The organism is Paenibacillus xylanexedens (assembly GCF_001908275.1).
In the GTDB taxonomy this organism is placed as follows: domain Bacteria; phylum Bacillota; class Bacilli; order Paenibacillales; family Paenibacillaceae; genus Paenibacillus; species Paenibacillus xylanexedens_A.
Genome location: NZ_CP018620.1, coordinates 1,040,936 through 1,066,775, shown reverse-complemented (window position 1 = coordinate 1,066,775; position 25,840 = coordinate 1,040,936). Strand labels below are relative to the sequence as shown.

Genomic DNA, 25,840 nt, shown 5'->3' with positions numbered 1-25,840 from the left:
TCCAATATGGATTATTCGGTTAGTTCCTTCACTGGTTCATTCCGTTGGTTCATTTGAGATCAATCGTTGAATATGCAAGATCAAATATAATTTTTCATCATCCGAACAGGTCCAGCCATAATTATTTTTCAGGAAGTCAGCAATCTTCTCCACACAAGCCAGTTCTTTCGGGAACTTCTCCTTCACCATCAGGAACAGCGATTCATTCTCATCCTTGAGCGACTTACCGCTCATCTGCCTCAGAATGAAATACCGGATATGTGTGGCAAAGCGCATGAAATGGATGGAATCCTCCTGAAAGTCAATTTTGAGCGCATACTTGATAACCGACAGGATTTCGCCCGTAACTGTGGTTACCTTGGTGGTATCCGTCATCTCTCCAGAGCCCACTTGTGCATTAACAAAATGCAGAGCAATCAGTGTTGTTTCGGCTGTTGGCAGCGCGATATCCGTTTTTTCCTGAATCAGCTTCAGCGCAGCCTCCCCCACCCGGGTCTCGTCCGGATAGAGTGTCCGCACTTCCCATTCCAGCGGGTTTTTGATACGGATGCCTTCTCTGGTTCGGGTTAATGCAAAACTGATATGGTCGGACAGGGTGAGAAGCAGATTCGGGTTAAATGTTTTATTCAGGATCTGACTGCCCAGCTTAATGACTTCCTCCGCGAGATAAATATCCTCAATCGGAATACTGTTCAGCAGGTCATACATACGGATGTTCTTTGGTGCTACGAATATTTTCTCCACCAAGTCCGTCTCCGTCAGCTCATAAGGCGTTTTCAGAAATCCTACACCCTTGCCTACGACAAAAACCTCTTCGTTATGTTCATTAATAGCGATGGCTACGTTATTGTTTACTTTCTTGATAACCTTCAATGTTCTCACCCCCCAACAAAAATAAAAAAAGACCGAAAGCGATTACAGTAAAGCAATCGAATTCGGTCATGCCTGGTTTCCCCAGTAACAGTCCGTGTTATGAATATAAGTTTATTATAGTGCTGTTTTTAAAAAAGTCAATCATCCAATCCTAGGGAAAACATGCCTCTGCATAGCAGATGAAAAAAGCAAAGCGCTGTGGTACAATGAAGGAATTGTGTATTCAGAGACAGACATGTGAATAAAGGTGCTGAATCGATTGTGGATCAGTGCTCTTTATTCATGATTATGCTGCCATTCTAGGGAGGCTTATGGAACAACCATGCTCATCATTGGTATCGCCGGAGGAACCGGCTCCGGTAAAACGACGGTAGCTCGCTCCGTCATAGACCGTCTGGGATCAGGTAAGGTTACTTTTATATCCCAAGACAATTATTACAAAGACCAGTCGCAGCTCACACCTGAGCAACGCCGACTCACCAATTACGATCACCCGTTTGCATTCGATAATGATCTGTTGATTGAGCATCTCACCCTGTTGAAAAAAGGCCAAGCGGCGTATGCCCCCGTATATGACTTCACCATAGATAACCGTGCTGCCAATGAGACGGTTGAACTGGCACCGAACCATATTGTCATTGTAGAAGGATTGCATGTGCTGATTGACGAACACCTTCGCAGTCTCATGGACATCAAAGTATTTGTTGATACTGATTCCGATGTGCGGATTCTGCGTAGAGTGCTGCGGGATATTGAGGAACGCGGACGCACGATCCAATCCGTGTACAAACAATATCTTGAAACGGTAAAACCAATGCATGATGCTTTTATCGAGCCATCCAAAAAGTATGCCGATATCATTATTCCAGAAGGCGGACATAATGAAGTAGGTATTCAGATGTTATCCATCCTCACCGAGAAATACCTCACCGGGGAAAATTGGAACGGCGCTTAATTTGCTGCAAGCAACACAACTGAAATCCAGGTTACGATACAGCGTAATCTGGATTTTTTGTTGATTTTTCATTTATAATAGTTCCCAATAGTTGAAAGGAGATCTTCCCCTATGGCTACTTTTGAAGAGTTCATGCAACATGACATCCGGGTTGGTACAGTGGTGGAAGCCGAACCCTTCCCCAAGGCTCGCATTCCCGCTATTAAAATGACGATCGACTTCGGACCACTTGGCCTGAAACGTTCCAGTGCTCAGATCACCCAGCGCTATACCCCTGACATGATCATTGGCAAACAGGTCGTTGCTGTTGTTAATTTTCCACCTCGCCGGATTGCCGGTTTTGTCTCTGAAGTACTTGTGCTGGGCGGCGTGCCTGGTGAAGGCGATGTTGTCTTGCTCACACCGGATAGTCCGTTGCCAAATGGAACACCGATAGCCTGACTTTATTTTGAGCAAGAATAATATGGGCTTTTCAAATGTTTGGAAATCGAGTATCCTTGATGTATTGAGTATTGAATTGACTATTGATGGAACTACATATGTTGAAGACCTTAAAGCATAAGGCTATGAATCTGCGGATTCGTGGCCTTTTTTTGTGTTTTTAAGGAAATATAGGACTGGAGAATTAGTAAGGGTTGAGCGGAGAGGAGGAGTTTTGTTGATAAATCATACCAACAGCCTAGTTTTACATGGTAGAATATTGATTATTATTACAAATTTAGTATCTAGTAGCCTAACTCGTACATACCAAAGACAAAAAACTAAAATTGAGAGGAGTAAGAATCATGAAAAAAATGATGATTTCCGGCGTAACGGCATTAGCTTTATTAACAGGGGGTATCGTAAGTTTTGGAGGCGTTGGGAGTTCTGTAGAAGCCGCACAAGTTACAACTAGATTCAAGGACGTTCCTTCTACACACTGGGCATCTTCAGCAATTAATTCGGCCGTGGAACAAGGTTATTTCAAGGGGTATACCGACGGGACATTTAAACCAAGCTCACCTGTTACCAAAGCTGAAATGGCAATTATCCTGGGACGTTTATCCGACCAGCCTAATGCATCGACACAAGAACAAAACAATTTCACGGACATACCGGAGTGGGCAAAAAGCGGTGTCTCTACTGCTATTGCAAAAGGTTTTATCACCCCTTCTAATTACAAGGGAAAATTGGATGCACAAGGCGCTCTTCAACGAGGCGAGATGGCTACTTGGCTGATGCAAGGACTAACCGTGGTTGATCCTGAGTACAAACAAGTACTCTCTGATGTGACCAACACCGTTGTGCCTGCAAAGGAATATTTTACAGGTAAACTCGCAAGCGCTCAAAAAAATGCAGTCGCCGTTGCCCTGGGAACAGGACTGATGAGTGTAGCAAACGATAAAACATTTGGCGTTGATCGTACTACAACTCGCGCGGAAGTTGCTGTGTTGATCGCCCGTTATGCAGCAGTTGCCAAGACAAAACCTGCCGATTTTCAGGGTTTAAATGAGCTGCGAGCAGTGGGTTTGACTGGTACGAATTTGAATATTATTGCAAAGTCTTTTAAACAAACACCTGAAAGAAAAATTATTCTATCAGGCAATCAGAAGTACGATGAAGTTGTAACTAATGACTTTTCGAAAGTTAGAAACAAAGAAATCGTTACCGATACAAATTATGCTGATCTTAAAGTTTTGAATTGGATTATTGTAGATACTAATGTCGCTAGCAATAACCGTAGCATTTATTATCCCGTTTTTGTAGATGAAGGAGTAAAGCTCCAAAACGATAGATATTTCTCTTTCGTCGAGTTTGATTTAAATATTAAATCGGCATCCATGAACCAACCACAAGCCGGAAGTCTCCTTAATTCAGCTACCTTTAATCCTTTGGCTTCCCCACAGTCAAAATCATTTTTGTCATATGAGGCTCCAAAAACAGGAGACTACACCTTGAATAGAGGAGTCTTTGGAGTTAAAAACCCTATATATTGGGCACAAGGAATGTTACATTTTAATCAATCTGTGACGAGGGCTGTGACCTTAGAAACTAAAGAGGGGGCAATCTTTAGTGTCATCGATACAAAATAAAATAAAAGATTTGAGGTTGAAGCCAGCTATCAGTAAATTACTGATAGCCTTTCTAACCATCTACGCTGTATTAACACCTTATTCATTTGTGCACGCCGGTGGCGGACCTGGTACTAAACCTGCAATAAAACCACAATATATGGTACCTGAAACACCAGCTAAATCTCAACTAAAAGTTATACCTGTTGAAGGGCAAAAAATGACCAATATTGGTATTTATATTTATCAAATTGATGATTTAAGATGGAGCGTTGATGGCGGATGTAGTGGGCCTAATGATCATATTTTGCTAGCTAACGATCCATCAACAAATCGTCCCGTTTCCTCGACAGTTTGTGTTGATCTAGATCTGGATAAAGAATTGTACAAACCTGCAGTATATATGGATAAGAACAGCGACCCTTATCCACGATCAGAATTAACCGAGGTATCCCTAAAGCCTCATTATATGGATGACAACCAACATTACAATGCAGATTTAAATATGCCTAAACTTGTTTCTGTCGACTCCTTCAATGGTAGAAGAACAATGTTCACCATGAAAATAGGCGGCGTTATCAATGCAACAGCTGCAAGAGAATATAACCCACCTAAATGGTCAGCAGATTACATCTTCAATACAGATCTTTATTGGAAAGGTCTTGTTGAAATAACCAAAGAGATCAACCTTACCGCTGGCGGGCAACTTAGCTTGAACCAGTCCAAACAATTGAATGCAACTGTCAAAACCAAAAATGGAGATGGAAACTTTGGTGCAGAGACCAATGTTAACACCGGCAGCGGTGGTACAACTACATGGGAATCATCCAATCCTGGTGTCGCTACCGTTAGTAACTCCGGATTAGTTCAAGCCGTCAGCAGAGGAACGACAACCATCACCGTATTGTGGGAAAAGGACGATTTTGCGTTAACTACCACTACAAACATTGGTGTTGAAGAGAACCCAGGTACGGGTGAGGGCGACGGTAACGGAGGCGGTGGTGGAGGTTGCACGCCAACGATTGGACCACCCTCTGCTGGAACCATCATGAGCATGAATGATCTCGATCCAAATGCCAACGGTGTTATCAAGTCAGATAACAGAGACAATGAGACATTTAATGTGTTAAGAGGAATTCCTACTTCCGAGTCACTCTACACAAATGCCTTTGCTGACAATTACCTGTTTAAACAAGCTTGGGCGAAAATGAGCGGTAAAGTTACATACAACTGTAATGTCACAATCTCGTACGACAGAGAGTGGACAGTACCTGGACCAGAGGAATGTGATGATGATGGTTGTACACCAGGGCCACCTGTACCCGCGAACGACACGGTACCCAAGCCATACAACTTCCAGATCACAAGAGACTACTCCTACTGGAAAATTAACAATCTGGAAGTATACAAGATCGCTAAAGCAACCATGAATAATTACGCTTTGCCCGGTGAGACCGTTACGATGAATCCAACAGGATACACACCACCAACACTAGAGTCTAAAAATGATGAATCCGTAGAAAGCCATGTACGACCAGGGCAAACCACTTCAATCACATATACTCCACCCAAATTAACAGGTGGTTTGAACCAACCTCCCAGTGTGCCAGATGATACATCACGGTTAAAAGGGATGGCTGAGTCCAACACACCTCAAAGTAAAGTGAATAATGATTTAGTGAAATTCAACAACACAACCATTATGAATAATGTGGAAGCAACCAAAGATGGACCAACACCATCCAATATTCCTAATCCAACAACGATTGGGCGTGATGTGCTGTACAAACCGGGTAATATGATCAGCAATTCCCTGCTGAATAAAGCAAACACCGCAAGCTCTGGTGAGATCTATTATGATTTGCTACCGGGTAACGTGAATGGCGGCACCAATAAAATATTACCGATTAACGGCATCAACACGGTCACGGTACACACCCCTGTCGTCAACTACGCCTGGGTATCGGATGATCAGCCGCATAATCAGAAAACCGTACCGGACCCAACCAGCGCTGCACTCATTCTGGAACGTCCGTTCATTGTGCGAATTCCCACATCGGGACAGCACTTGGACGCAGCGAGTTATCCCGGTTATGGAAATCGGGACTATGCCAAATATTTTCGAATCAAACAGGTGCAATTCCCGTTTGATGTCTACAACGCAGACCGGAGTCAGTTTATCCCTGCCAAGACATGGGTCGATATTCCGGTCAATCAACTGGATACCACATTTTATCTCCCTGTATGGGTAGATGAAGGTAAATATCACATTGTATTCCGTAATATTGCAGAGAATGCACCTGCAAACTTTACCGAGCAACAGGATGCCAATACCAATCTGACACATCATTTTGCAGCAGATACCGTACCGGTAGATGTGATCGGAAGGTTATATGATTTTCACGTAACTGATATCTCCGATTACAACTGGGAAAATGTATTTCGCAAGCGATTGGGTAGTCCCGACCCAACGGGCCTTAGCTACTGGGCAGGGATGAATAGCATTGATGGTGATCCGAGAGGTAATCTGACTCCATTTGTATTGCCCATCCGACCAGGAAGCCATCCGGTGCAGGGATTCGCTAACGCGACTGTGAAGACGGGGTACCATTTCAAGTTCGATCTGAAGACCAAGGGCAATATGTTTGGCAAGCAGGATGGTATTCGAATAACACCAACTTTTTCTTTTGTAAGCAAAGACGGTTTATCCCGACAAGAAGTGGATCTGTACTACCATCGAGGCCAGGAACGTCTGATCCGTATCGGATCGGCACAGGATCTGGAGAAACGCTTTGTTGTCCTGAACTCACGTCTTCGAAATGTACCCGGCACAGAGTTAGGCGATACAGCGCGTTATCAGTATACTTATGAGCTGACAGCGGAAGAACGCAACCAGCGTACGTTGGCGGAACATATGGTTCGCCTAGTTGATCAGACTTCTCATCAAAAAACGTGGGTAGGTCGCTATGATTGGATGATCCTGTCTGCTCCGATTCGGACACTCATTGGGCCCAAAACGGACATTCCTTCCGGGGTCAACGTGGACCGGGCCAATGCAGCAATCCAACGCTGGTACGGGGAGTATAGCTTGCCGGCCGATGTATATGCCGTACCAAAAGGGACGGATCTCGAACCCCTTGCCCAACAAAATCAGCTAGATGAGAAATCGAAGATTTTTCTAAAGAATGGTTATATCGTAGTTAACTTCAACATGGAGAGCCTGCGGAATGGAAATACAGAGGCACCCCATCTACAATACATTCATGCACCACTAATGAATCAATGGCAGATGGAAGGTTTCAACAAAAAACCAACAGACACTCAAGGCAGAACCTGGCCGCTGAAGGATGGCGACATTGTCTTTTACCATGCTGATCAGTCCAGCCGGAATGACTTCCAATCCCAAGTACCGCACTAGTTTGAATCTCTCATGTCAGCACGACTGGCTAAGCATATGTAGCCAACTACATGTGGACAGAAGAGTCTGTATGCGGAGTACCTCTCCAAAATAAGACTGAATATCTATATAGCGACAATCACCCAATGAAGCAATCAATAAATATATGATGAAATAGCCATGAAGTGCCGGATTAAGTACTATACAGCCTGCGCAAAACTATGGTGTACTGAATGACTTAAGTGCACTGAACGACATACGATGAAGCATTCACAAGTGATTCTAGTGTCACATCCCAGCTACACACAACATGCCTGTTATACAACAAAAGGGTTATCCTGAGAGTCATCTATGGACTTCTGGGGTAACCCTTCTTGCATTATTCTCTTTTTATAACCTTACTTAGACTATAAAGAAAACCGGCAGATCAGTATTATCCTGACAAACTTTCTCCAGGAGACAGGTAGGTTAGCAGGAACGTCAGGAGTCAGGAACGTGATGCCGAACAATACGACTACTAGTTGTAATAATCGTTTAACGATATATCTGCTCAAGTGCTCTAACGTCCTTCCACAAAACTTTATGTACGTGCCATGATGTTCTCCGTCCACAGCTCCGCTGAAAACTTATAAATTCTATCAAAAAAAGCGTCCCTCTCCGGGTTACTGGTTGAGAACGCCTTAAATAAACAGATTTTCAGAAAAAATCATGCTCTCTAAACACCTTCCTATCTCCCGTAGGGTACTACTGTGTTTGTTAAACCTGGCAGGTCTCCTGGCTCCAGAATCATCGTCACTTGCAGCTCCTCCCCGGCTTACACCAGTGGATTATCGCTACCTGACTCCTCTGTTACAGTGGTGGGACCGAGCCGGTATTACACCGGACTTTCCTATTAAGCTTCCACCCTGACGGGCAAAGCACCAAGTTCCACATATTCAATTACACTTCTGTATCAGTAAAACGGGACAACGTTTAATGATCAAAACTTTTCTTTTAAATTTGAAACACTAGATGCGTCTAATCTCGATTTCTCGAACCCTTTGGAGACACACCCGTCACTCGCTTAAACATCTTGGAAAACAGTAAGGGGTCCGTATACCCGACAGAATGGGCCACTTCACTGACCGACAGCCCTGGATTCTGAAGAAGTTCGGCAGCCCTATTCATACGATACTCCAGAAAAAAGGACTGTAGCGACATGCCATATCGCTCTTTGAACAATCCCGACAGATACGTGCGATCCAGCCCCACAGCTTGGGCAATATCCAGAATGGAGGTTCGCTGGCTGTACCTGTTCTCCATAAACTGCACCGCCTGCCGGATGTACGTCTCTTTGTTCGAAAGGAGGTGCCCTATTTCTTCCTTCACAGGCGAAGAAGAGATTAATTCTGCCACCAAGCGATACAAGAGACTCTGATTCATCACATCGCCTCCCGGACGCGTGGAAGCCTGGACCATCTCTGTATACAAGTGTTCCATCGTATTTGTATCATGGGCATCATATATCGGGTGCTCCGGGCTCAATTGGGCACGTTGCATGAATGCTTTGGCTTGTACACCCTTGAATCCAAACCACGAATACGTCCAGGGCTCCTTCGGATCTGCCTCATAATGAATAAGTGTGTCCGGGAGAATCACAAAGCCCTGTCCCTGAGTCAGCTTGTACTCCAGATCCCCCATGTACACAGTGCCCCGTCCTTCATGGATGTAATGCACAATGTAAGAATCACGTACACCCGGTCCCCAATAATGCGCAGGATCACATGCCTCCCACCCGAAAAACAACAACATCAGCTCCATCTGTGTCCAGCCTGCGGGAACCACATTCATCTCAATCCGACTCATTTTTCGCCCTCCATCCTGACTTCGTTCCGCTTACCTCTTCATTTCGTCTATTTATATTATAACAGCTAAAGTGCTTCCATATTAGTTGAAAGCGGGAACAAAAATGGGATTATGCCATGTTTGAAAGGGTTTGAGCCATAGTTATATGTGCCGAATCGGCCTATAGTTGGGGTACAACATTTTTCAGGGAGGCTGAACTTAAATGAATAAAATTACATTTCTCGGTGCGGGAAGCACCGTCTTTGTCAAAAATGTATTGGGTGATGTCATGATGACCGAAGCACTGCAGGATTTTGAACTGGCATTGTTTGATATCGATGCTGAACGTTTGAGCGATTCAGAGCGTTTGCTGACCAGTCTGGCCCGTTCACTCGGAAGTCGTTGCGTTGTGAACGTATATCATGACCGCAAAGAAGCGCTACGCGGGGCCAAATATGTCATCAACGCTATCCAGGTCGGTGGATATGATCCATGTACCATTACAGACTTCGAGATTCCGAAGAAATACGGACTGCGTCAAACAATTGCAGATACACTTGGCATTGGCGGAATTTTCCGTAACTTGCGGACGATTCCGGTCATGCTGGATTTTGCCCGAGATATGCAGGAAGTATGTCCGGATGCATGGTTCCTGAACTATACCAACCCAATGGCCGTGCTTACCAACGTCATGAACGTACATGGTGGGATCAAAACCGTAGGATTGTGTCATAGTGTGCAGGTATGTGTACCACATCTGTTTGATGCACTGGGGATCGATCAGACAGGTGTTGTGGCTAAGATTGCAGGGATCAACCACATGGCGTGGCTGCTCGAAGTTACAAAAGACGGGCAGGATCTATACCCCGAGATCAAACGTCTGGCGAAGGAAAAACAGAAGGAACAGCATGAGGACATGGTTCGTTTTGAGCTGATGCAGCGTTTTGGCTATTATGTAACGGAATCCTCTGAGCATAATGCCGAGTACCACCCTTACTTCATCAAGCGGAATTATCCGGAGCTGATTGAACGCTTCAATATTCCACTGGATGAATATCCCCGCCGCTGTGTGAACCAGATTGAAGGCTGGAAAGAAATGCGTACCAAGCTGTTTGCCAGCGAAAATATTGAACATACCCGCAGCCGTGAATACGCATCGCATATTATCGAAGCGATGGAGACAAATAACCCGTACAAGATTGGCGGCAACGTTATGAACAACGGATTGATTACGAACCTGCCGCGCGAGGCATGTGTGGAAGTACCTTGTCTGGTCGATGGATCAGGGATCAGCCCTACGTACATTGGGGATCTGCCACCACAACTCGCAGCGTTGAACCGGACAAACATCAACACGCAACTGCTAACAATTGAAGCGGCAATCACTGGAAAAAAAGAACATATCTATCACGCCGCCATGCTTGATCCACACACGGCTGCGGAGCTGTCTATCGATGACATCGTAGCGATGTGTGATGAGTTAATTGAGGCTCACGGCGACTGGTTGCCAAAATATACGTCATAATACAAAAGCACCGTTTCCTTTACTGCTAAAGGGGACGGTGCTTTATTTGTTCAATAGCGCTCACCCGCTGAATGGTGCATCACATCATTGTTACGAAATGTCCCGCTCTCTTAAACGTTACTCGGCAGGGAGCAAAAAGCGATAACCAATGCCAGGCTCCGTCTGAATGTACCGCGGATTCGTTGGATCTTCATTTAATTTTTTACGCAGATGTCCCACATATACCCGAAGATAATGGCTGTCGGACTCATGATGATGCCCTCCCCATACTTGCTGTAAAAGCTGGCGCTGCGTAATGATTTTCCCTGCATTGGAGGCAAGCACCTTCAGCATCTCATATTCCGTTGGGGTTAATTTGACCAAAGCCCCCTCCAGTTCGACCTGCCTTTGGGCTAGATCAATCGTGAGTGATCCGAAGCGCAGTATTGGCTCATCCGTTGTTTTGGCTACATGACGCAGCGCCACCCGAATACGGGCAACTAACTCACCCATTCCAAATGGTTTGGTCACATAATCATCTGCACCAGCATCCAACGCAGCAATTTTGTCTCCCTCCTGATCCTTCGCTGTCAGCACAATAATTGGCACTTGTGACCATTCGCGAATCCGGCGAAGGACCTCCATGCCAGACATGCCCGGCAGACCAAGATCAAGGATGATCAGATCCGGATGTACAATACTGGCCTGAATAACGCCCTCTTCGCCATCCCCACACTCGTGGAGTTCGAATTGGTGTGCCTGAAGGGTGACCTTGAGCAATTTGCGAATCTGCGGCTCATCATCGATCACCAGTATGCGAGCCCCTAGTGGTGCGTTCATGTTATTCTTCAACCTCTCCTTGTTCTGAATAGGGAAACCGTGATCCGTGAGCCTCCAGGGGGATATCTATACGCATTCTCGTCCCCCCGCCCGGATTCGGCTCTGCCCCAATGGAACCTCCGTGGACTTCCACAATGCCTTTGCAGATCGCCAGACCAAGCCCCGTTCCTGTGACATGCTGAGTCGACTCTGAGCGATAGAACTTATCAAATATACGCAATCTTTCCGCTTCCGTTATACCGATGCCTTGATCAGCTACCCAGATCGTCAATTGATCTGTACTCTTATCGCTTGCCACAGTGATGACAATCGGGCTCTCATCAGGCGAATATTTGATGGCGTTACTGATGATATTGACCAGTACCTGCTCCAGCAATACTTCATCTCCGTAAATGAAGGCCGGATCATCAGGCAGTTCAACTTGAATGTTACGATGCGGACTGAATTCCCGAACCTGTGTCAGTACAACGCTGATCATGTCCCCCACGTCACACCATTTCCGATTCAGTTGCAACATGCCGCTCTCCAGCCGAACCATACCCAGCAGATTCGTGACGAGACGATTCATACGCAAAGCTCCATCCCGAATGTTGTCTGTTAATTCTCTCCGATCCTCGGGTGTAAAAAGAGTATCATTCTCCAACAATCCCGTAGCCGAGCCGATAATGGCGGTTAGGGGCGTACGCAACTCATGAGAGACAGAGTCCAGCAGCGCTGTGCGTATGCGCTCCGATTCGGCAGTGATCTGCGCCAATCTGGCCTCTTCCGCCAGCTTCACTCGGGCAATGGCACCTGCGGCCAGTCCTCCGCATGCTTCCAGCAAACGAAGCTGTTCTTGCTGTTCATGAACCTCACCAGCGTCCATGCTCACAGCGAGCACGCCATGAATCTGCTCCTCTGTGCGTAGCGGCACGTAAAGTCCGGGAGATTCCCGTAAAGCGGATGATCCCTTACCTGCGATCTGTCCGTGATGATACACCCATCTGGCAATGGCAATCTCCGACTCTCCATCTCCCCAGACATCCTTTTCCCCTTCTGATTCGGGTGTAGAAGAGCTTGTAACCAGCAGATCCCCCTGCCCATCTGGAAGATACACAGCCGCCGGCTTCCCTAGGGTAAGCGATACTTGGGTTGCAATGTTAAACAGTAATGTATTCAGATCCGTAATAGCTGTCATCTGACGACTCAATGCGTATAGGGAGTTAGTCGTGGCCTCGCGTGCTTTTACCATCTCCAGTTGTTGTCGCAACCGACCTGCAAGACTGGCTGTCAGGATCGCCACCGCAAGATACACAACAAAGGAGATGAGATATCTTAAATCCTCAACCGTAAAGCTCAGATATGGCGGGACAAAGAAGAAGTCAAACATAATGACACTAAAACTCGCGGCATATACGGCTGGCCCCATTCCCCAATACACAGCACTCACCAGAACGGGAAACAGGTATACAAGCGCTACATTAACCAAATCACCACTCATGCCGATGGCATGAAGCAGCAAAGTTAGCAGCGTCACCCCAAGGGTCACCCATACATATGCCGAAATCCGTTTCCCATGGGATGGCAGTGTTTCTTTTTTTATTCGTTCAGACAATATCCATTCACATCCCGCTCAGTTCATAATCGTAATCTGCAACGATCAATACATCCAGATGCCGCGACAAGCGTACAAGTCGGTTGACCACCGAACCTGAGCCGCGGTAGCCATTCAGCCACCACACCCGTCTTGCCTGCCCGACTACCAACTGGGTTGCTCTCGCCTCCGATGCCTTTCTTGCCAAAATCTCAGGTACATCGCGCAGCCTTGGACTGTGATGAATATGAAATTGACCACCAAGCCGAATCGTCAGCTGCTCCAACGCTTCCAGATGGCACTTCACTTCGTCACTCATGGACTCACCGATGTGGATATGGTGTACATGCCAGATGGCTTTTAGACGATAAGCCATACGGAATCCACGCCGGATCAGCCGCTCGGCATGACGATCACTGCTTACACATACAAAGACCGCTTCCTGTCTGCGCCAAGGTCCTCGAAGTGCAATATTGGCCTGCTGTGCTTCAAGCCGTTCATCGACATCGTCCGCCAGCTCGCGCAGAGCAAGTTCTCGCAAGGCAATCAGATTGCCAATTTTGAAGAAATTCGCAAGGGCTTGCTCGACCTTGGCAGTTGCATAGATTTTACCCTCCCTCATGCGCTGCCGCAAGGCTTGGGGTGCCACATCAATCAGCTGCACCTCATCCGCCATCTGAATGATCCGATCCGGTACGGTCTCGCAGACACGAACACCGGTAATATGTTCAACGGCATCATTCAGACTTTCGAGATGCTGTACGTTCATTGTGGTAATCACCGAGATGCCTGCATTCAGCAGGAGCAGGACATCTTCATAACGCTTTTGCCGGACACTCCCGGGTACATTCGTATGCGCCAGTTCATCCACAAGCACCACTTCTGGGCAAAGATGCAGAATGGCCTCCGTATCCATCTCTTCCAGACGAGTTCCCTGATAATCGCGCTTCGCGCGAGGGATCACAGACAGGTGACCCATCTGCTCCACGGTTTCTGCCCGCCCATGTGTCTCCAGCAAGCCGATTTGCACATCGATGCCCTTACGGAGCAAATCATTGCCTTCTCGCAGCATCATGTAGGTTTTGCCTACACCTGGTGCGGCTCCGATATATATTTTGAATGTGCCGCGCTGAATCTGGCCAATCTGTTCCTTCATTTCCTGCTCGCTTAGTCTGCGGTATGTCAGTGACTCCACATCGTTAACCTTGGCCGGAACTACACGTTCACCCTCCCTGGCCGCTCGATCAGCAACCAGAAAGAGATCCACACCACGTAATTTGCGTAGTAGCGAGTTAACAACGGACCCTTGCCACAATTCCTGCCAGCGCGTACGCCGGGAGTGCCCCATCACAATCCGGGTAATCTGGTGCTCCATGGCATAACGCGCCAGTGTAGACGGGATGTTGCGACGGTGTAATATAGACAACTCCTCCATATGGCCGCCAAACTTCTCCACCATCTTGATCATATTTCGCCGAAATACGGTTGCCTCCTTGGTTAATGGCTGCTTCATATTCCGGAAAACCACGGCGCACAAATCACCATTCAGCCGTTTGGCAATCTGTTGCCCACGCCGGATATAGCTGGAGCCGTTCCAATGATATTGCGTAGACACCAGAATCCGCTCCATGATGCCTGTTGTGACGGTAATTCCCATCTCCTCCCGATGCTCACGCAGGGATTCATTCACCCCTTCTGCCACCAATCTCAGGGCCAATTCGCGCAGAATACCCAGATTACCTTGACGAAATACTGCTTCTCCCTCATGCCCCTTCAAATGACCTTCTGCCAGACGGCTCAGTATCGTTTCCGGCGTGACGTCAATCAGCTTGACTTCATCCGCAAGTTCCAGTGTATCCGCAGGTACCGTATGTTCTGCTGCGATACCCGTAAGTTGTCGTGCCAGCTCGGTATACCCTTCCAGCTCATACACATTCACCGTTGTCATTACACTGATGTTGTTTCGGAGCAAAAACTGAATGTCCTCCAGCCGGGTAGCATACCGAGCACCTTCTCTGTTACGATGTGCCAAACCATCCACCAGCACAACCTCCGGATTACGCGCCAATAGTGCATCCAGGTTCAGATCCTTCATCTCTACATCATCACTCTGGCGTAACCAGTGAATGCTTGGAATTCGTTCGAGTGCGCCAAGCTGTTCCACCGTTTCCGGTCTGCGCATTGTGGAGACAGCGCAGATGACCACATCAATGCCCTGCTCACGCAACGTATTCCCTTCTCGTAACATGTGATACGTTTTGCCCGATCCGCTGACTGGGCCGATGTAGATTTTGAGCGTACCCTGCTGCAGCTTCCTAATCATCCTCAACATCTCTTCCGGTGACTTGCGCTTGAAGCTGTCTTCCATCCGTCCCTCTCCCCCTTTCCTTTAAAAATAGGATGAAAAAAATGGAGAAAGCCCCTCCCGATATATCGTGAGCAGGCTAATATGTTCGTTAGTTCATTTCTGCTGTCAGCGCCAGATTCAGAGCCGTTACATTTACACGCGGTTCCCCGAATATACCCATCTGACGACCTTCCGTATGCTCATTTACAAGTTGCACAAGCTGCTGTTCACTAAGCCCCGTAGCTTTGCTAATGCGCGGGATCTGTGCCTCAGCGGCTTCGGGAGAGAGATCCGGATCAAGTCCAGAGCCTGAACCCGTCACGAGATCAGCAGGGATCTGCTTCAATCCCGTGTTTTCCTGCTGGAGCTGAGCAATCTTTTCCTTCATCTCGCCGATATATTCCTCCGAAGCTACGGCGCGATTTGAACCGGCTGAAGCCGTTGGGTCATAACCGGCATTTGATGCCCGGGGCTGGAACAGCCCTGGCGATTGGATTTCCTGCGCCAGCAGTGACGATCCGATGATTTTCTCATCTTGCGTAATCAGACTGCCGTTCGCCTGCGCAGGAAACAGAAGTTGGGCTACACCAGTCGTTACAAGCGGGTAGATTAGACCGCATATCAGCATAAGTACGACCGATAACCGTATAGCGGGCAAGAACATGTTCATACAGATCACTTCCTGAATTCATTAGGATAAAAGAATAATTTTGATAAGCGTTGTTATCTCGTTAAAGAATCCCCGACAGTACCATGTCAATCAGCTTAATGCCGATGAAAGGTACAATCACACCACCTACGCCATAGATGAACACATTGCGACCAAGCAGTCGTTCGGCTGACATCGCCCGGTACTTGACCCCTTTCATCGCGATGGGAATAAGCAGTGGAATAATAATGGCGTTGAAGATCAGCGCCGACAGGATTGCGGACTGCGGCGAAGCCAGATTCATAATATTAAGTGCCTGAAGCTGCGGCATGGCGAGAATAAACATGGCTGGAATGATGGCAAAATATTTTGCGATATCATTGGATATCGAAAAGGTTGTCAGTGCGCCGCGTGTAATCAGTAGCTGCTTGCCAATGGAGACCACCGACAATAACTTGGTCGGGTCTGAATCCAAGTCAATCATGTTGGCCGCTTCTTTGGCCGCCATGGTGCCCGAATTCATCGCCAGGCCCACATCGGCCTGCGCCAGAGCAGGAGCATCGTTGGTACCGTCGCCCGTCATGGCGACGAGTTTGCCCTCCTGCTGCTCTTTTTTGATCGCCGCAATCTTGTCCTCGGGCTTCGCTTCGGCAATAAAATCATCCACGCCCGCTTCCAGCGCTATGGTCGCTGCGGTTAACGGATTGTCGCCTGTACACATAATGGTCTTGATGCCCATGGCGCGCATCTCAGCGAACTTCTCCTTCAGCCCTGGCTTCACAGTGTCTTTCAGATAGATCACACCGTAGATTCGTCCATCGATGGCAACAGCAAGCGGCGTGCCTCCGGCCTTCGCAATACGATTTGCAATCTCATCCAGATCTACCGGTATACGACCTCCTTCGGAAGCAATATAACGTTTGATTGCATCCACCGCTCCTTTGCGGATCTTCATTCCGCTGATCAGATTCAGACCAGACATCCGGGTCTCTGCCGTGAACTCCACATTTTCCGCATTGGCATACCCCGTCTCAGACCAACTTTGGCCTTGTTTGCCTGCCAATTCCACAACAGAACGCCCTTCCGGGGTCTCATCTCGCACAGAAGCCTGTAAAGCAGCTTGCGTCATCTCTGATGAAGTAATGCCCTGAACTGGAATGAATTCAGATGCCATACGGTTTCCGTATGTGATCGTTCCTGTTTTGTCCAGAATCAACGTATCGATATCCCCGGCCGCTTCTACCGCTTTACCTGACATGGCGAGCACATTAAACTGCGTCACACGATCCATTCCGGCAATACCAATAGCGGATAGCAATCCCCCGATTGTAGTTGGGATCAAGCAGACGAGCAGTGCGATCAGGGTCGCCAGATCCAGTCGAATACCCAGGTAATTCGCCATCGGGACCATCGTCAGAATAACAATCAGAAAGATCAGGGTTAATACGGCGAGCAGGGTTGTCAGCGCAATTTCATTGGGTGTTTTCTGGCGCTGAGCACCCTCAACCAGAGAGATCATCCGGTCAAGGAATGACTCACCCGGATCGGTCTGAACACGCATGACGATATAATCGGACACGACACGTGTACCTCCGGTAACGGAGGAGAAATCGCCTCCTGCTTCCTTGATAACCGGTGCGGATTCTCCCGTAATGGCCGATTCATCAATGGAGGCCAAGCCTTCCAAAATCTCACCGTCCGTCGGGATCAGTTCACCGACCTCCACACGGACCATATCGCCTTTTTTCAACTGGGTCGAAGACACTTGCCTAACCGTTCCATCCTTCTGCACCAGATTGGCCATGGTGTCCGACTTCGTTTTGCGTAACGTATCCGCCTGCGCCTTGCCTCTTCCTTCCGCAAGTGCCTCCGCGAAGTTAGCGAACAGCAGCGTGAACAGCAAAATGAAAAACACGGCGATGTTGTACCCGCGCCCAGCCTCGGATGCGGTGAATAGATCGGGATTGATGCAGAGTAAGAGCGTAATGAATGTACCAATCTCAACAATAAACATGACCGGATTTTTGATCATGACCACCGGATTTAGCTTTTTGAACGCATCCAGTGAAGCCTGAAGTATCATATCCTTGCTTAACGACCGTTTCGATCCGGGATCACGTTGAATATTACCTCGGTTGTTATCCGGCTCATTGCCCTTCGTTCTAAACATTTCTGTATTCATGTGTTGCATCGTCTGCTCCTTCTTTCGTTCGACTGCATTCATCGTGCGCTGCCACCTCCATACGTTACGTCCTTGTGCTGATCCATCTGTGGTTTCCCTGTCATAACCATCATTGAATCATCGCCAGATGCTCTGCAATCGGTCCAAGAGCAAGTGAAGGGAAGAATGTGAGTGCGCCGACAACAACAATCATCATAACCAGAATGCCAGCAAATAGAGGCGTGTGTGTACGTAGCGTACCTGTAGTTACCGGAACAACCCGTTTGGTGGCGAGTGAACCCGCAATAGCCAGCATGGCAATCATTGAAACGTACCTTCCCAGCAGCATAACGATACCAATTGCGATGTTGTAAAAGTCTGTATTGGCATTTAGTCCGGCAAAGGCCGATCCATTATTGGCTGCACCCGAGGCAAAAGCATAGAGAACTTCGGTCAGACCATGCATGCCCCCGTTCGAGATGGACGCAATGGCTTCAGGCCGCATAAGCGCGATTGCCGTTGGCGCCAGAATAATCAAAGGATGAATGAGCAAGGCGATAGATGCGAGCTTCACCTCTTTGCCCTCGATTTTTTTGCCTAGGAACTCAGGTGTTCGTCCCACCATCAATCCACAGATAAACACAGCCAGAATCACATACAACAGTCCGTTGATCAGTCCTACCCCTTTGCCACCAAACACGTTATTAAGCATCATCTGAGCCAGTGATACCATGCCTCCAAGTGGAGTGAGCGACTCATGCATATTGTTGACCGAACCTGTTGTAGCCGCCGTCGTGACCGCTGTGAATAAGGCCGACTCCGGTATGCCGAACCTGACCTCTTTCCCCTCCATATTGCCTTGAAGACCTACTGCATCCAGCGCGGGTACACCGCGATATTCGGAGACAAATACGGTGGTCAACATCACCAGGAAAAGAAAACTCATCGCTGCGAACAGTGCCCAACCCTGCTTCCGGTTATTGACCATCAAGCCAAAGGCGTATACCAGTGCAGTAGGCAACAGCATCATGCAAACGATATGCACCAGATTGCTCAGGGCCGTCGGATTCTCGAATGGATGTGCAGCATTGGTTCCAAACCAGCCACCGCCGTTGGTGCCAATGTGTTTGATCGACTCCAGTGAGGCGACCAGTCCACGTGAAATCGTCTGCTGCGCGCCTTCCAGCGTGTTTGCGTTCACCGCTCCCGCGAGTGTCTGAGGCACACCCTGGAACACGAGGAACAAGGCCACGATGAAACTCAGTGGTAAAAAAATTCTCGTAATCGACCGTACAAGGTCGACGTAAAAGTTCCCCAGTTCATCCCGGCGGCCTATCAGCCCGCGAATGAACGCAATAGCCACCGCAAATCCCGTTGCTGCCGACGTAAACATCGGAAACGTCACGGCCAGCATCTGTGACAGATACGACAGGGCATTCTCGCCCGTATACGACTGCCAGTTCGTGTTTGTCATGAACGAAACCGCCGTATTAAATGCCTGCGCCGCTGGCATATTGCCGATTCCATCCGGATTGAGCGGTAAATATTTTTGCAGCCGCAGCACCAGAAACATCAACACCAACATTACAAAGTTGGAGAGGAGAACGGCCGTGAGGTACTTTTTCCACCCCATGGATTCGTTCGCACGTACCCCCATCACTCGATAGAGCAGTCGCTCCGGCCCGCCAAAAACCCGATCCAGCCCCGTTCGCTGTCCATCAAACACGTTCACTACATATTTCCCCACCGGTTTCACCAGTAGCAGGATGATCAGTAGCGTTACCGCTACTTGCACTACACCGATACCCATATCCGCATTTCCTCCCTATTCGACGTTCCCTTGTTCCGCATTACGTACATCGTCAGCATCAGAATTTCTCTGGTTTCACCAGCACATAACCGAGATAAATCACCAGTGCGAGTACAATCATGCCGATGACAATCATTTCGCTCCTCCCCCTCTCTACCCTCAAGCCTTTTCGCAAAATTTCACAAATCCCCAAAACACCCCAAACAGCAGTACAACCAATCCAATCATCGTGGCATCATTCACCATGCGCCCTTCCTCCCTCTCTCTACCGTTCTCTGCAACTGCTACATGTAAAATCGTAATACGAAACGCTGTAAAAAAGGGGTAAAGAAATGCCTCCATAGGTGTAAAAAAAGCGTAAAAAAGACCCGATCTCCTCAGCTCTGGGCTGAAAAGAACGGGTCTATCATCATTTTTATACGGAGCAATCCATTACGTGCCAATCTATTACCTACCCGTCATTTCAAGAACTGCGTGTAGGCATTTTCCTAACATTTTGAATGCTAGTTTCAGGCTTGTTCGTCATGTACTTGTTAAAAAAGTCCGTGTTTATTCCTGTCATATGATGAAAGAAAGAAGTCTCCACTTTCCAATCCTCCTCAATCATATAACGGATATCTACAAGACCTTTCTTGGAGAGCAGGTCAATAATGGTTTTGATACGCATCGGCTTCTGAAGTGGAATTGTAGAATCGAACGGCTCTCTTTCCAAATATCCTCTTCGGTGCATCGCCGCATAAAAGTTCCGATGATCCTTAGCTTCCATCATTCCTAGATGTGCTGCTCTGTATCCCAACACTTGTAGTGAAGTCTTCCATTTCTTTTTTAAGTCAAGATACTGATCGGGATTTGTCTTGTGCGTGATATCATTCATGTCCAATGCGAACTCTTCCTCAGGCAATAAAAAGGCACCCGCAAACAGATTGGCTTCATTCTCGATCAATTTATGTTCTTTCCGATCCAGATTGACAAACTCAAGACGATAATGAAGCAGCAAATGACCAAGTTCATGTGCAATATCGAAATTCCTGCGAACCGCGGAACGTTTGATGTTGCCCAGTATGATAAATGGACGATCGTTCCGTGTCCACAGGCTGTACGCATCAATTTCTTCACCAATTGCTTTCTCAAAAACGTACACACCGCTTTTTTCAATCCAGAACATTAGATTTTCATTCGTGGATGGCTCCATATTCAGCCGTTGTCTCGCAAGTTGGGCAACATAATGGATCTGAGTCTTACGATCATCGTCAGAGTGATTCATGTATTCAATGACCTCTTCCCGCAGCTTGATGATCTTCAGCGTGGGGAGGCTAATCTGAGCGGTAATATAATTGATGAACGTATCTAGATATGCTACATGTTTTGCTTCTGTCTGTGTCTTTGAGATGACATTCATTACTTTCGAACGATAGGCGATGTTCATGACATCAATATTGGCGGAATTCATATGCTCTGTTAACATATCTTTTGCATAAAAATACTTGCTTTTCACACTAAAAATGCGTTTCAACTCGTTCACAATTGGCACTTTGGGAGAGGTATACGCATTTTCATATTGCCAGACTGCTTGTTCTGTCACACCTAATTGTTCGGAGAGTTGCTTTCTCGAATATCCATGCATGATCCGTAAATTGGTCAAATTTTCACCAACGAACATGCTGCTCCCTCCTTACTGGACTGCGAACTACCAAGGAATCAACCTCGCTGTTCTTCTTCCAAAATTTCGATATCATAAGCCGCCGGATCAACGATATCTTCCATATCTGGTGCAAGTACCTCACGGTCACTCTCATTTAACTCAGCACCTGAGATCAGATCCGACAAATCTTCTATAAAATAAGCTATATTATCATGCGGATTGGGCAGATAATGCTGAACCTTCGAAATTTGATATGCATCATCAATAGCATAAGTGAGTATATGAAACTCATTATATGTAGATGCAAGATGTTCAAGTTCTTCTTTCACACGGCTGACCTGACTCTCTGAGATTGGAAAAGAAAGTTGCTCAACCCTCTCCAACTCGCCATGTTCATTACGGCGTGGTTGAATCAAAGAAAATTCCAGATCGTTATTAATCTTGGAGAGATCGTGTAAATAGGTACGGAAAGCACCTTTGTTGTCAACGCCCGTAGGTAGCTTGGCACTGGAAAAACTATGCTCATTAAAGTAGGCTGCGTTCTTTATCAGAAACAGAACTTTTGATTCTTCATGTGTGAACTGGAGATAATCCCATGTTAAACCTGCTTTGGATTTCTTGTGAGTGAATCCTTGTTCACCGCAATAATCTGCGATTTTGCTCTCAATAAAATTTCCCTTTGTCCAGGCAAAGGCTGAACTAATCTTCATGTTTCTCTTCCGATCTTTACGGTGATCAATATATTCGCGGTATCCTTCAACAATAGCATCAACAAGCATCTGACTATGTTCCGACTTGAACTTATATTGTTCCATATAGATCACTCCGATTCATAAATATGAAGACAAGTTATATTTTAATCGAAGTTCGTGTGCAAAGATATGATTTTTTTTGATATTTTTAAAGTAAAACTATCTCATACACTTCATCCAAATGGATTCTGTGCCCACTGCAATAATCTCTTTTTTGTGATTTTGCCATGAGAGGTATGATGGACGACTTTTCCCTGATCGAGCAGAAGTACCTGTGGTGACTCATGATGAACCTCTGTTTCCTCTGCAATATGACGGGATAACGAGCGATTTTCAATCACTTTGACGATGCGGTAATCCATGGGTTGTTTGGGATCTGATGCATGGGTGCCTACAAACGCCATAAACTCTCTGTACGCTCTCGCACTGGTTGGACAAGTTGTGCTGTGTTTCAGGATAAGCACCGGATGATCCTTCGAGCGATGAAGCGCGTCTTCCCAGTCATCTGGTTTGTGCAATTCACGGACATGTTCGCTGAGCATATGTTCCGAGTCTGACCCCGCACGTTTGCTAACCACCGAACCAATCACTATGCCAAGCGCCACGCCAAAAGCAATCCCGAGTCCAAGCTGCTGTGTAGCCGTACCAATGCTGACTCCCATAGCCGTTCCTATAGCAAGCCATACAGCTTGATGATTTACTTTTTTCTTCATGCAGATCTTCCCTTCTTAAACTATGTATATCAAGGCAACAACTTCTCACCCTTTATTCTGATCAAATTATAGCATAGGCCTCTGTAAGCAGGCTTTGAGAATCTTCATCTCCGAGTACAGATTTCGGCGTTTCGATTTATGCAAAATGCTCATTTGTGATACACTGGTTGTAATTTGGAAACGATGAACATGAAGAATGGATTGGAAGGGCGGAAATTCCATATGACATACGCATTTATGATTGAACCGCAGGATTTTATTGCGCTGGATAACGAAGATGAACTGATTGAGAAATGTCAGGAGTGGGGCTTGCTTTCCGGTAAAGCGACCAAACTCAAAACGTTCTATTATAAAGGAAACGGATTAAACATGCCGTGCACCATCATTGGATATGTGGATCACATGGCAGCCGTTATTCAACTGGATAATGGTCAAAAACATTGTATTCACCCGTCTTATCTGAAGGAAATGCAAGCGTCCAGTTACAGTGCCAGAAGCATAAGTAATGCCGGGTCAGATCGAAGCATAGAACCCTCAACTTCGGATACAGTCGTACCAGTTACCCCTGCTGAACTTACGCAAACTCCAGATGCCTTGGTTAACCTGGATGAAATTCCGCCGGATCCGGATGATTCGGACGACACGGACACAGATGAATTCTCCTCGGGGATGAAGGGTGATCCGGATGGGCTTGTTGAAGAGTATGTTGGACCTCAGTCTGGAGCAACCAGTGTAGCCAAACCCAAAGCCAAAACAGCAAGCAAAGCTAAGAGCGTCAAGATTGATCTGCCTGAAGGCAAAGTGAAGATGAGTGCCGTTGTCAAAGAGTTCACCACCGTACCGAATCATTTCTCTGACAATGATGATGAAGTCATCATCTACGAAGCAGTTACCATTACGGAGCCAGACGTCATCGATGTTGGGGAAGCCTGGTCCAGCCACAGTGCTACGGTTAAGAAACAGGAACTCGAAGTGGGAGACGTTATCACGTTTGAAGCGAAAATTATCAAGAAGAAGCTGACACGTAACCCGGTTCCTTTTAAAATCAACAATCCTTCCAAGATTCAGAAGGAAGACTAATCAAGGAAGATTAATCAAGAGTCATTACAAAAAAAGCAAAAAAACCTCCATACCTGCTCAAGGCAGCTCGCGGAGGTTTTTTCCATTTGAAATTTATATTAGTGAAGAGTACGCTCTTAAGCTTGTCCAGGCGTAGCATTAATCTGAAAATGTACGCCGAATTTGTCGACAACCGTGCCGTAGGCTGGACTCCAGAACGTCTCTTGTATCGCCATTTCCACTACCCCGCCATCTTCCAGTTGGCTGAAAATTGCTTTGGCTTCATCCACAGTATCCGTGTTCACAGTAATACTAACATGATTACCTATGGTGTACGGCATGCCTGGAAATGTGTCGGACAACATTAATACCGAGCTGCCAATCTGCAAAGAAGCATGCATAATACGGTCTTTCGCTTCTGGCGGGATGGGATGATTAGGGTCGGATGGACCTTCGCCAAATGTTTGAAGCGCGAGCACTTCCGCTCCAAATGCCTTTTGATAAAAATCTACCGCTTCACGTCCATTACCATCTGTTATCACATACACATTCAAGCTGATCGACATGCGTTCTTCATCTCCTTGGGCTCTTGTAATTATACGATTCACGTCACTTGCGACATGAGTATATATGAACAGGTTGTCCTTTGACAAGCGTATATTTCTCCACTCATCTCTGCGGACCTTTACACGATTAGGGTTACCAACATATTCTTAATCCATCCCTCTCTCCACTACTTCTTACGCTTGCGTATATAGTAGAGAACCGTGATCAGAACACCCGGAACCAGTGCTGCAAAACTGGCATAGATCAGGCACCATTTTAACAGGGTAAATATCGGAGTGAGCTCAGCAAGCACAGGCGTACGTTCAGGATAACGATACATGATCAAGGAGGCACCTATATTTTCAAGCATGTCCATAACCCAACCTAAGACCGGAATCAGATTCACCCAACGCCAGCGACTTTTTATCGGAAGCACGCGATAGAGTATCGATAACAGAACAACCAAGAGGGACAGATAGGCCAACGGCCATATGAGATCAAATGTGAACCGTGCCTGAATATAGGCGCTCCGCCCTGCTTCACCATAATGCTCAGCCATCTGATAAAGATCATTCGCAGTGTACAGAAACGATGAATCCGGGGACTGCCCACCACCTGTGGCTTCCTCCGACTTTGCCGCCTGCGAGGGCAGAATGAATGCAATAAAACAGGCAAAAACAACAACCGCAGCTGCAACCCATTTCCAATTCACCCGCTGATAGAACCAATTTGACACTTTATTCAGCACGTTCCGTCCCCTTTCAGATAAAAAAAAGACCACTCTCCCGAATCCTGTCGGTAAAATGGTTGTGTTCAATCCTATGAAGTTATCGAGCTTGAACGATGTTATCTATTTCACTTTTCAATAAGAGGTATCGGTGAACACTTCTCATGATCGGGACCTTCGTTAGTTTGTTCTTGTCCACGTACAGTTTCATCTGGTCTTTGGTCAAACCAAGCAAACTTCCAGCTTCCGATACCGTCAATACTACCTCTGGGTTCGTAGCATTAAACGTCCTCTTTACTTTCTGATTCCAGTCCTCGAATACCTGCATAGATCAGTGACATCTCCTATCCATAGCCAGTTATTATCAGGCTGAATATATCCATTATACCACACTTGTGCTGCTCGTAACTTAATCCT

21 protein-coding genes and 1 riboswitch are annotated in these 25,840 nt (G+C 46.8%); of the genes, 6 read left to right on the top strand and 15 right to left on the bottom strand.

From position 1 onward, the window contains the following. Positions 1–36: 36 nt before the first annotated feature. A complete protein-coding gene (locus BS614_RS04745) occupies positions 37–882 on the bottom strand; it encodes a PRD domain-containing protein (RefSeq protein WP_235200849.1) in 846 nt (281 codons plus the stop codon). 313 nt (positions 883–1,195) lie between these two features. On the opposite strand from BS614_RS04745, the gene udk reads away from it, so the two are divergent. From udk to BS614_RS04725, 4 genes are all read left to right on the top strand, one after another. Further along, positions 1,196–1,828: a uridine kinase gene (gene udk / locus BS614_RS04740; protein WP_017691162.1), complete on the top strand. Its 633-nt coding sequence runs from the start codon at positions 1,196–1,198 to the stop codon at positions 1,826–1,828. A gap of 111 nt (positions 1,829–1,939) precedes the next feature. After that, positions 1,940–2,269, top strand: coding sequence for a chaperone CsaA (csaA, locus tag BS614_RS04735; RefSeq protein WP_062837691.1), 330 nt, complete (start codon positions 1,940–1,942; stop codon positions 2,267–2,269). Between the two features lie 344 nt (positions 2,270–2,613). Continuing rightward, on the top strand, positions 2,614–3,900 hold the full coding sequence (locus BS614_RS04730) for an S-layer homology domain-containing protein (RefSeq protein WP_074093097.1): 1,287 nt from the start codon (positions 2,614–2,616) through the stop codon (positions 3,898–3,900). Between the two features lie 529 nt (positions 3,901–4,429). Then, the gene (locus BS614_RS04725; protein ID WP_244898265.1) at positions 4,430–7,297 is read left to right on the top strand and encodes a DUF5704 domain-containing protein; all 2,868 of its coding nucleotides are present in this window, start codon (positions 4,430–4,432) and stop codon (positions 7,295–7,297) included. A 726-nt stretch (positions 7,298–8,023) separates the two neighbouring features. Further along, positions 8,024–8,216, bottom strand: a riboswitch (cobalamin riboswitch). A 77-nt stretch (positions 8,217–8,293) separates the two neighbouring features. Here BS614_RS04725 and BS614_RS04720 read toward each other — a convergent pair. Then, the gene (locus BS614_RS04720) at positions 8,294–9,121 is read right to left on the bottom strand and encodes an AraC family transcriptional regulator (RefSeq protein WP_074093096.1); all 828 of its coding nucleotides are present in this window, start codon (positions 9,119–9,121) and stop codon (positions 8,294–8,296) included. A gap of 202 nt (positions 9,122–9,323) precedes the next feature. Here BS614_RS04720 and melA point away from each other — a divergent pair, with 202 nt between their 5' ends. Then, complete coding sequence (gene melA / locus BS614_RS04715) at positions 9,324–10,625, top strand: alpha-glucosidase/alpha-galactosidase (RefSeq protein ID WP_074093095.1); 1,302 nt, start codon at positions 9,324–9,326, stop codon at positions 10,623–10,625. Positions 10,626–10,742: 117 nt separating this feature from the next. Here the strand turns inward: melA and BS614_RS04710 are convergent, their stop codons facing one another. The 10 genes from BS614_RS04710 to ytxJ form a co-directional block, all read right to left on the bottom strand. Then, the gene (locus BS614_RS04710; RefSeq protein ID WP_074093094.1) at positions 10,743–11,444 is read right to left on the bottom strand and encodes a response regulator; all 702 of its coding nucleotides are present in this window, start codon (positions 11,442–11,444) and stop codon (positions 10,743–10,745) included. Position 11,445: 1 nt separating this feature from the next. Next, positions 11,446–13,038 carry an ATP-binding protein gene (locus BS614_RS04705; protein ID WP_244898264.1) on the bottom strand — a complete coding sequence of 531 codons (1,593 nt, stop codon included), beginning with the start codon at positions 13,036–13,038 and terminating at the stop codon, positions 11,446–11,448. Between the two features lie 7 nt (positions 13,039–13,045). After that, positions 13,046–15,385: a histidine kinase gene (locus BS614_RS04700; protein WP_074093092.1), complete on the bottom strand. Its 2,340-nt coding sequence runs from the start codon at positions 15,383–15,385 to the stop codon at positions 13,046–13,048. Positions 15,386–15,473: 88 nt separating this feature from the next. After that, positions 15,474–16,034: a potassium-transporting ATPase subunit KdpC gene (gene kdpC, locus BS614_RS04695; RefSeq protein WP_074093091.1), complete on the bottom strand. Its 561-nt coding sequence runs from the start codon at positions 16,032–16,034 to the stop codon at positions 15,474–15,476. A gap of 61 nt (positions 16,035–16,095) precedes the next feature. Beyond that, positions 16,096–18,096: a potassium-transporting ATPase subunit KdpB gene (kdpB, locus tag BS614_RS04690; protein ID WP_210436983.1), complete on the bottom strand. Its 2,001-nt coding sequence runs from the start codon at positions 18,094–18,096 to the stop codon at positions 16,096–16,098. A 208-nt stretch (positions 18,097–18,304) separates the two neighbouring features. Further along, the gene (kdpA, locus tag BS614_RS04685; RefSeq protein WP_074093089.1) at positions 18,305–19,984 is read right to left on the bottom strand and encodes a potassium-transporting ATPase subunit KdpA; all 1,680 of its coding nucleotides are present in this window, start codon (positions 19,982–19,984) and stop codon (positions 18,305–18,307) included. A gap of 58 nt (positions 19,985–20,042) precedes the next feature. Further along, positions 20,043–20,159 carry a potassium-transporting ATPase subunit F gene (locus BS614_RS04680; RefSeq protein ID WP_084174397.1) on the bottom strand — a complete coding sequence of 39 codons (117 nt, stop codon included), beginning with the start codon at positions 20,157–20,159 and terminating at the stop codon, positions 20,043–20,045. Between the two features lie 288 nt (positions 20,160–20,447). After that, a complete protein-coding gene (locus BS614_RS04670) occupies positions 20,448–21,644 on the bottom strand; it encodes a spr1629 family repressor/antitoxin (RefSeq protein WP_074093087.1) in 1,197 nt (398 codons plus the stop codon). A gap of 38 nt (positions 21,645–21,682) precedes the next feature. Continuing rightward, positions 21,683–22,441 carry a spr1630 family ClpXP-sensitive toxin gene (locus BS614_RS04665; RefSeq protein WP_074093086.1) on the bottom strand — a complete coding sequence of 253 codons (759 nt, stop codon included), beginning with the start codon at positions 22,439–22,441 and terminating at the stop codon, positions 21,683–21,685. A 110-nt stretch (positions 22,442–22,551) separates the two neighbouring features. Beyond that, complete coding sequence (gene ytxJ / locus BS614_RS04660; protein ID WP_244898263.1) at positions 22,552–23,091, bottom strand: bacillithiol system redox-active protein YtxJ; 540 nt, start codon at positions 23,089–23,091, stop codon at positions 22,552–22,554. A gap of 222 nt (positions 23,092–23,313) precedes the next feature. On the opposite strand from ytxJ, the gene BS614_RS04655 reads away from it, so the two are divergent. After that, on the top strand, positions 23,314–24,171 hold the full coding sequence (locus BS614_RS04655) for a hypothetical protein (RefSeq protein WP_074096685.1): 858 nt from the start codon (positions 23,314–23,316) through the stop codon (positions 24,169–24,171). A gap of 116 nt (positions 24,172–24,287) precedes the next feature. Here BS614_RS04655 and BS614_RS04650 read toward each other — a convergent pair whose 3' ends face one another. The 3 genes from BS614_RS04650 to BS614_RS04640 form a co-directional block, all read right to left on the bottom strand. Further along, complete coding sequence (locus BS614_RS04650; protein WP_074093085.1) at positions 24,288–24,716, bottom strand: VOC family protein; 429 nt, start codon at positions 24,714–24,716, stop codon at positions 24,288–24,290. Positions 24,717–24,883: 167 nt separating this feature from the next. Then, a complete protein-coding gene (locus BS614_RS04645) occupies positions 24,884–25,444 on the bottom strand; it encodes a hypothetical protein (RefSeq protein WP_074093084.1) in 561 nt (186 codons plus the stop codon). Between the two features lie 79 nt (positions 25,445–25,523). Next, positions 25,524–25,751 carry a hypothetical protein gene (locus BS614_RS04640; protein WP_017691180.1) on the bottom strand — a complete coding sequence of 76 codons (228 nt, stop codon included), beginning with the start codon at positions 25,749–25,751 and terminating at the stop codon, positions 25,524–25,526. Positions 25,752–25,840 lie beyond the last annotated feature (89 nt).

Bases quoted from the DNA above. Each gene is read 5' to 3' on its own strand.
- kdpA (WP_074093089.1), bottom strand. From the start codon at position 19,984: ATGGGTATCGGTGTAGTGCAAGTAGCGGTAACGCTACTGATCATCCTG.
- BS614_RS04665 (WP_074093086.1), bottom strand. From the start codon at position 22,441: ATGGAACAATATAAGTTCAAGTCGGAACATAGTCAGATGCTTGTTGAT.
- BS614_RS04720 (WP_074093096.1), bottom strand. From the start codon at position 9,121: ATGAGTCGGATTGAGATGAATGTGGTTCCCGCAGGCTGGACACAGATG.
- csaA (WP_062837691.1), top strand. From the start codon at position 1,940: ATGGCTACTTTTGAAGAGTTCATGCAACATGACATCCGGGTTGGTACA.
- BS614_RS04640 (WP_017691180.1), bottom strand. From the start codon at position 25,751: ATGCAGGTATTCGAGGACTGGAATCAGAAAGTAAAGAGGACGTTTAAT.
- melA (WP_074093095.1), top strand. From the start codon at position 9,324: ATGAATAAAATTACATTTCTCGGTGCGGGAAGCACCGTCTTTGTCAAA.
- BS614_RS04655 (WP_074096685.1), top strand. From the start codon at position 23,314: ATGACATACGCATTTATGATTGAACCGCAGGATTTTATTGCGCTGGAT.
- kdpC (WP_074093091.1), bottom strand. From the start codon at position 16,034: ATGAACATGTTCTTGCCCGCTATACGGTTATCGGTCGTACTTATGCTG.
- BS614_RS04730 (WP_074093097.1), top strand. From the start codon at position 2,614: ATGAAAAAAATGATGATTTCCGGCGTAACGGCATTAGCTTTATTAACA.
- BS614_RS04670 (WP_074093087.1), bottom strand. From the start codon at position 21,644: ATGTTCGTTGGTGAAAATTTGACCAATTTACGGATCATGCATGGATAT.
- BS614_RS04710 (WP_074093094.1), bottom strand. From the start codon at position 11,444: ATGAACGCACCACTAGGGGCTCGCATACTGGTGATCGATGATGAGCCG.
- kdpB (WP_210436983.1), bottom strand. From the start codon at position 18,096: ATGATACTTCAGGCTTCACTGGATGCGTTCAAAAAGCTAAATCCGGTG.
- BS614_RS04700 (WP_074093092.1), bottom strand. From the start codon at position 15,385: ATGGAAGACAGCTTCAAGCGCAAGTCACCGGAAGAGATGTTGAGGATG.
- udk (WP_017691162.1), top strand. From the start codon at position 1,196: ATGCTCATCATTGGTATCGCCGGAGGAACCGGCTCCGGTAAAACGACG.
- BS614_RS04725 (WP_244898265.1), top strand. From the start codon at position 4,430: ATGTTCACCATGAAAATAGGCGGCGTTATCAATGCAACAGCTGCAAGA.
- BS614_RS04650 (WP_074093085.1), bottom strand. From the start codon at position 24,716: ATGTCGATCAGCTTGAATGTGTATGTGATAACAGATGGTAATGGACGT.
- ytxJ (WP_244898263.1), bottom strand. From the start codon at position 23,091: ATGAAGAAAAAAGTAAATCATCAAGCTGTATGGCTTGCTATAGGAACG.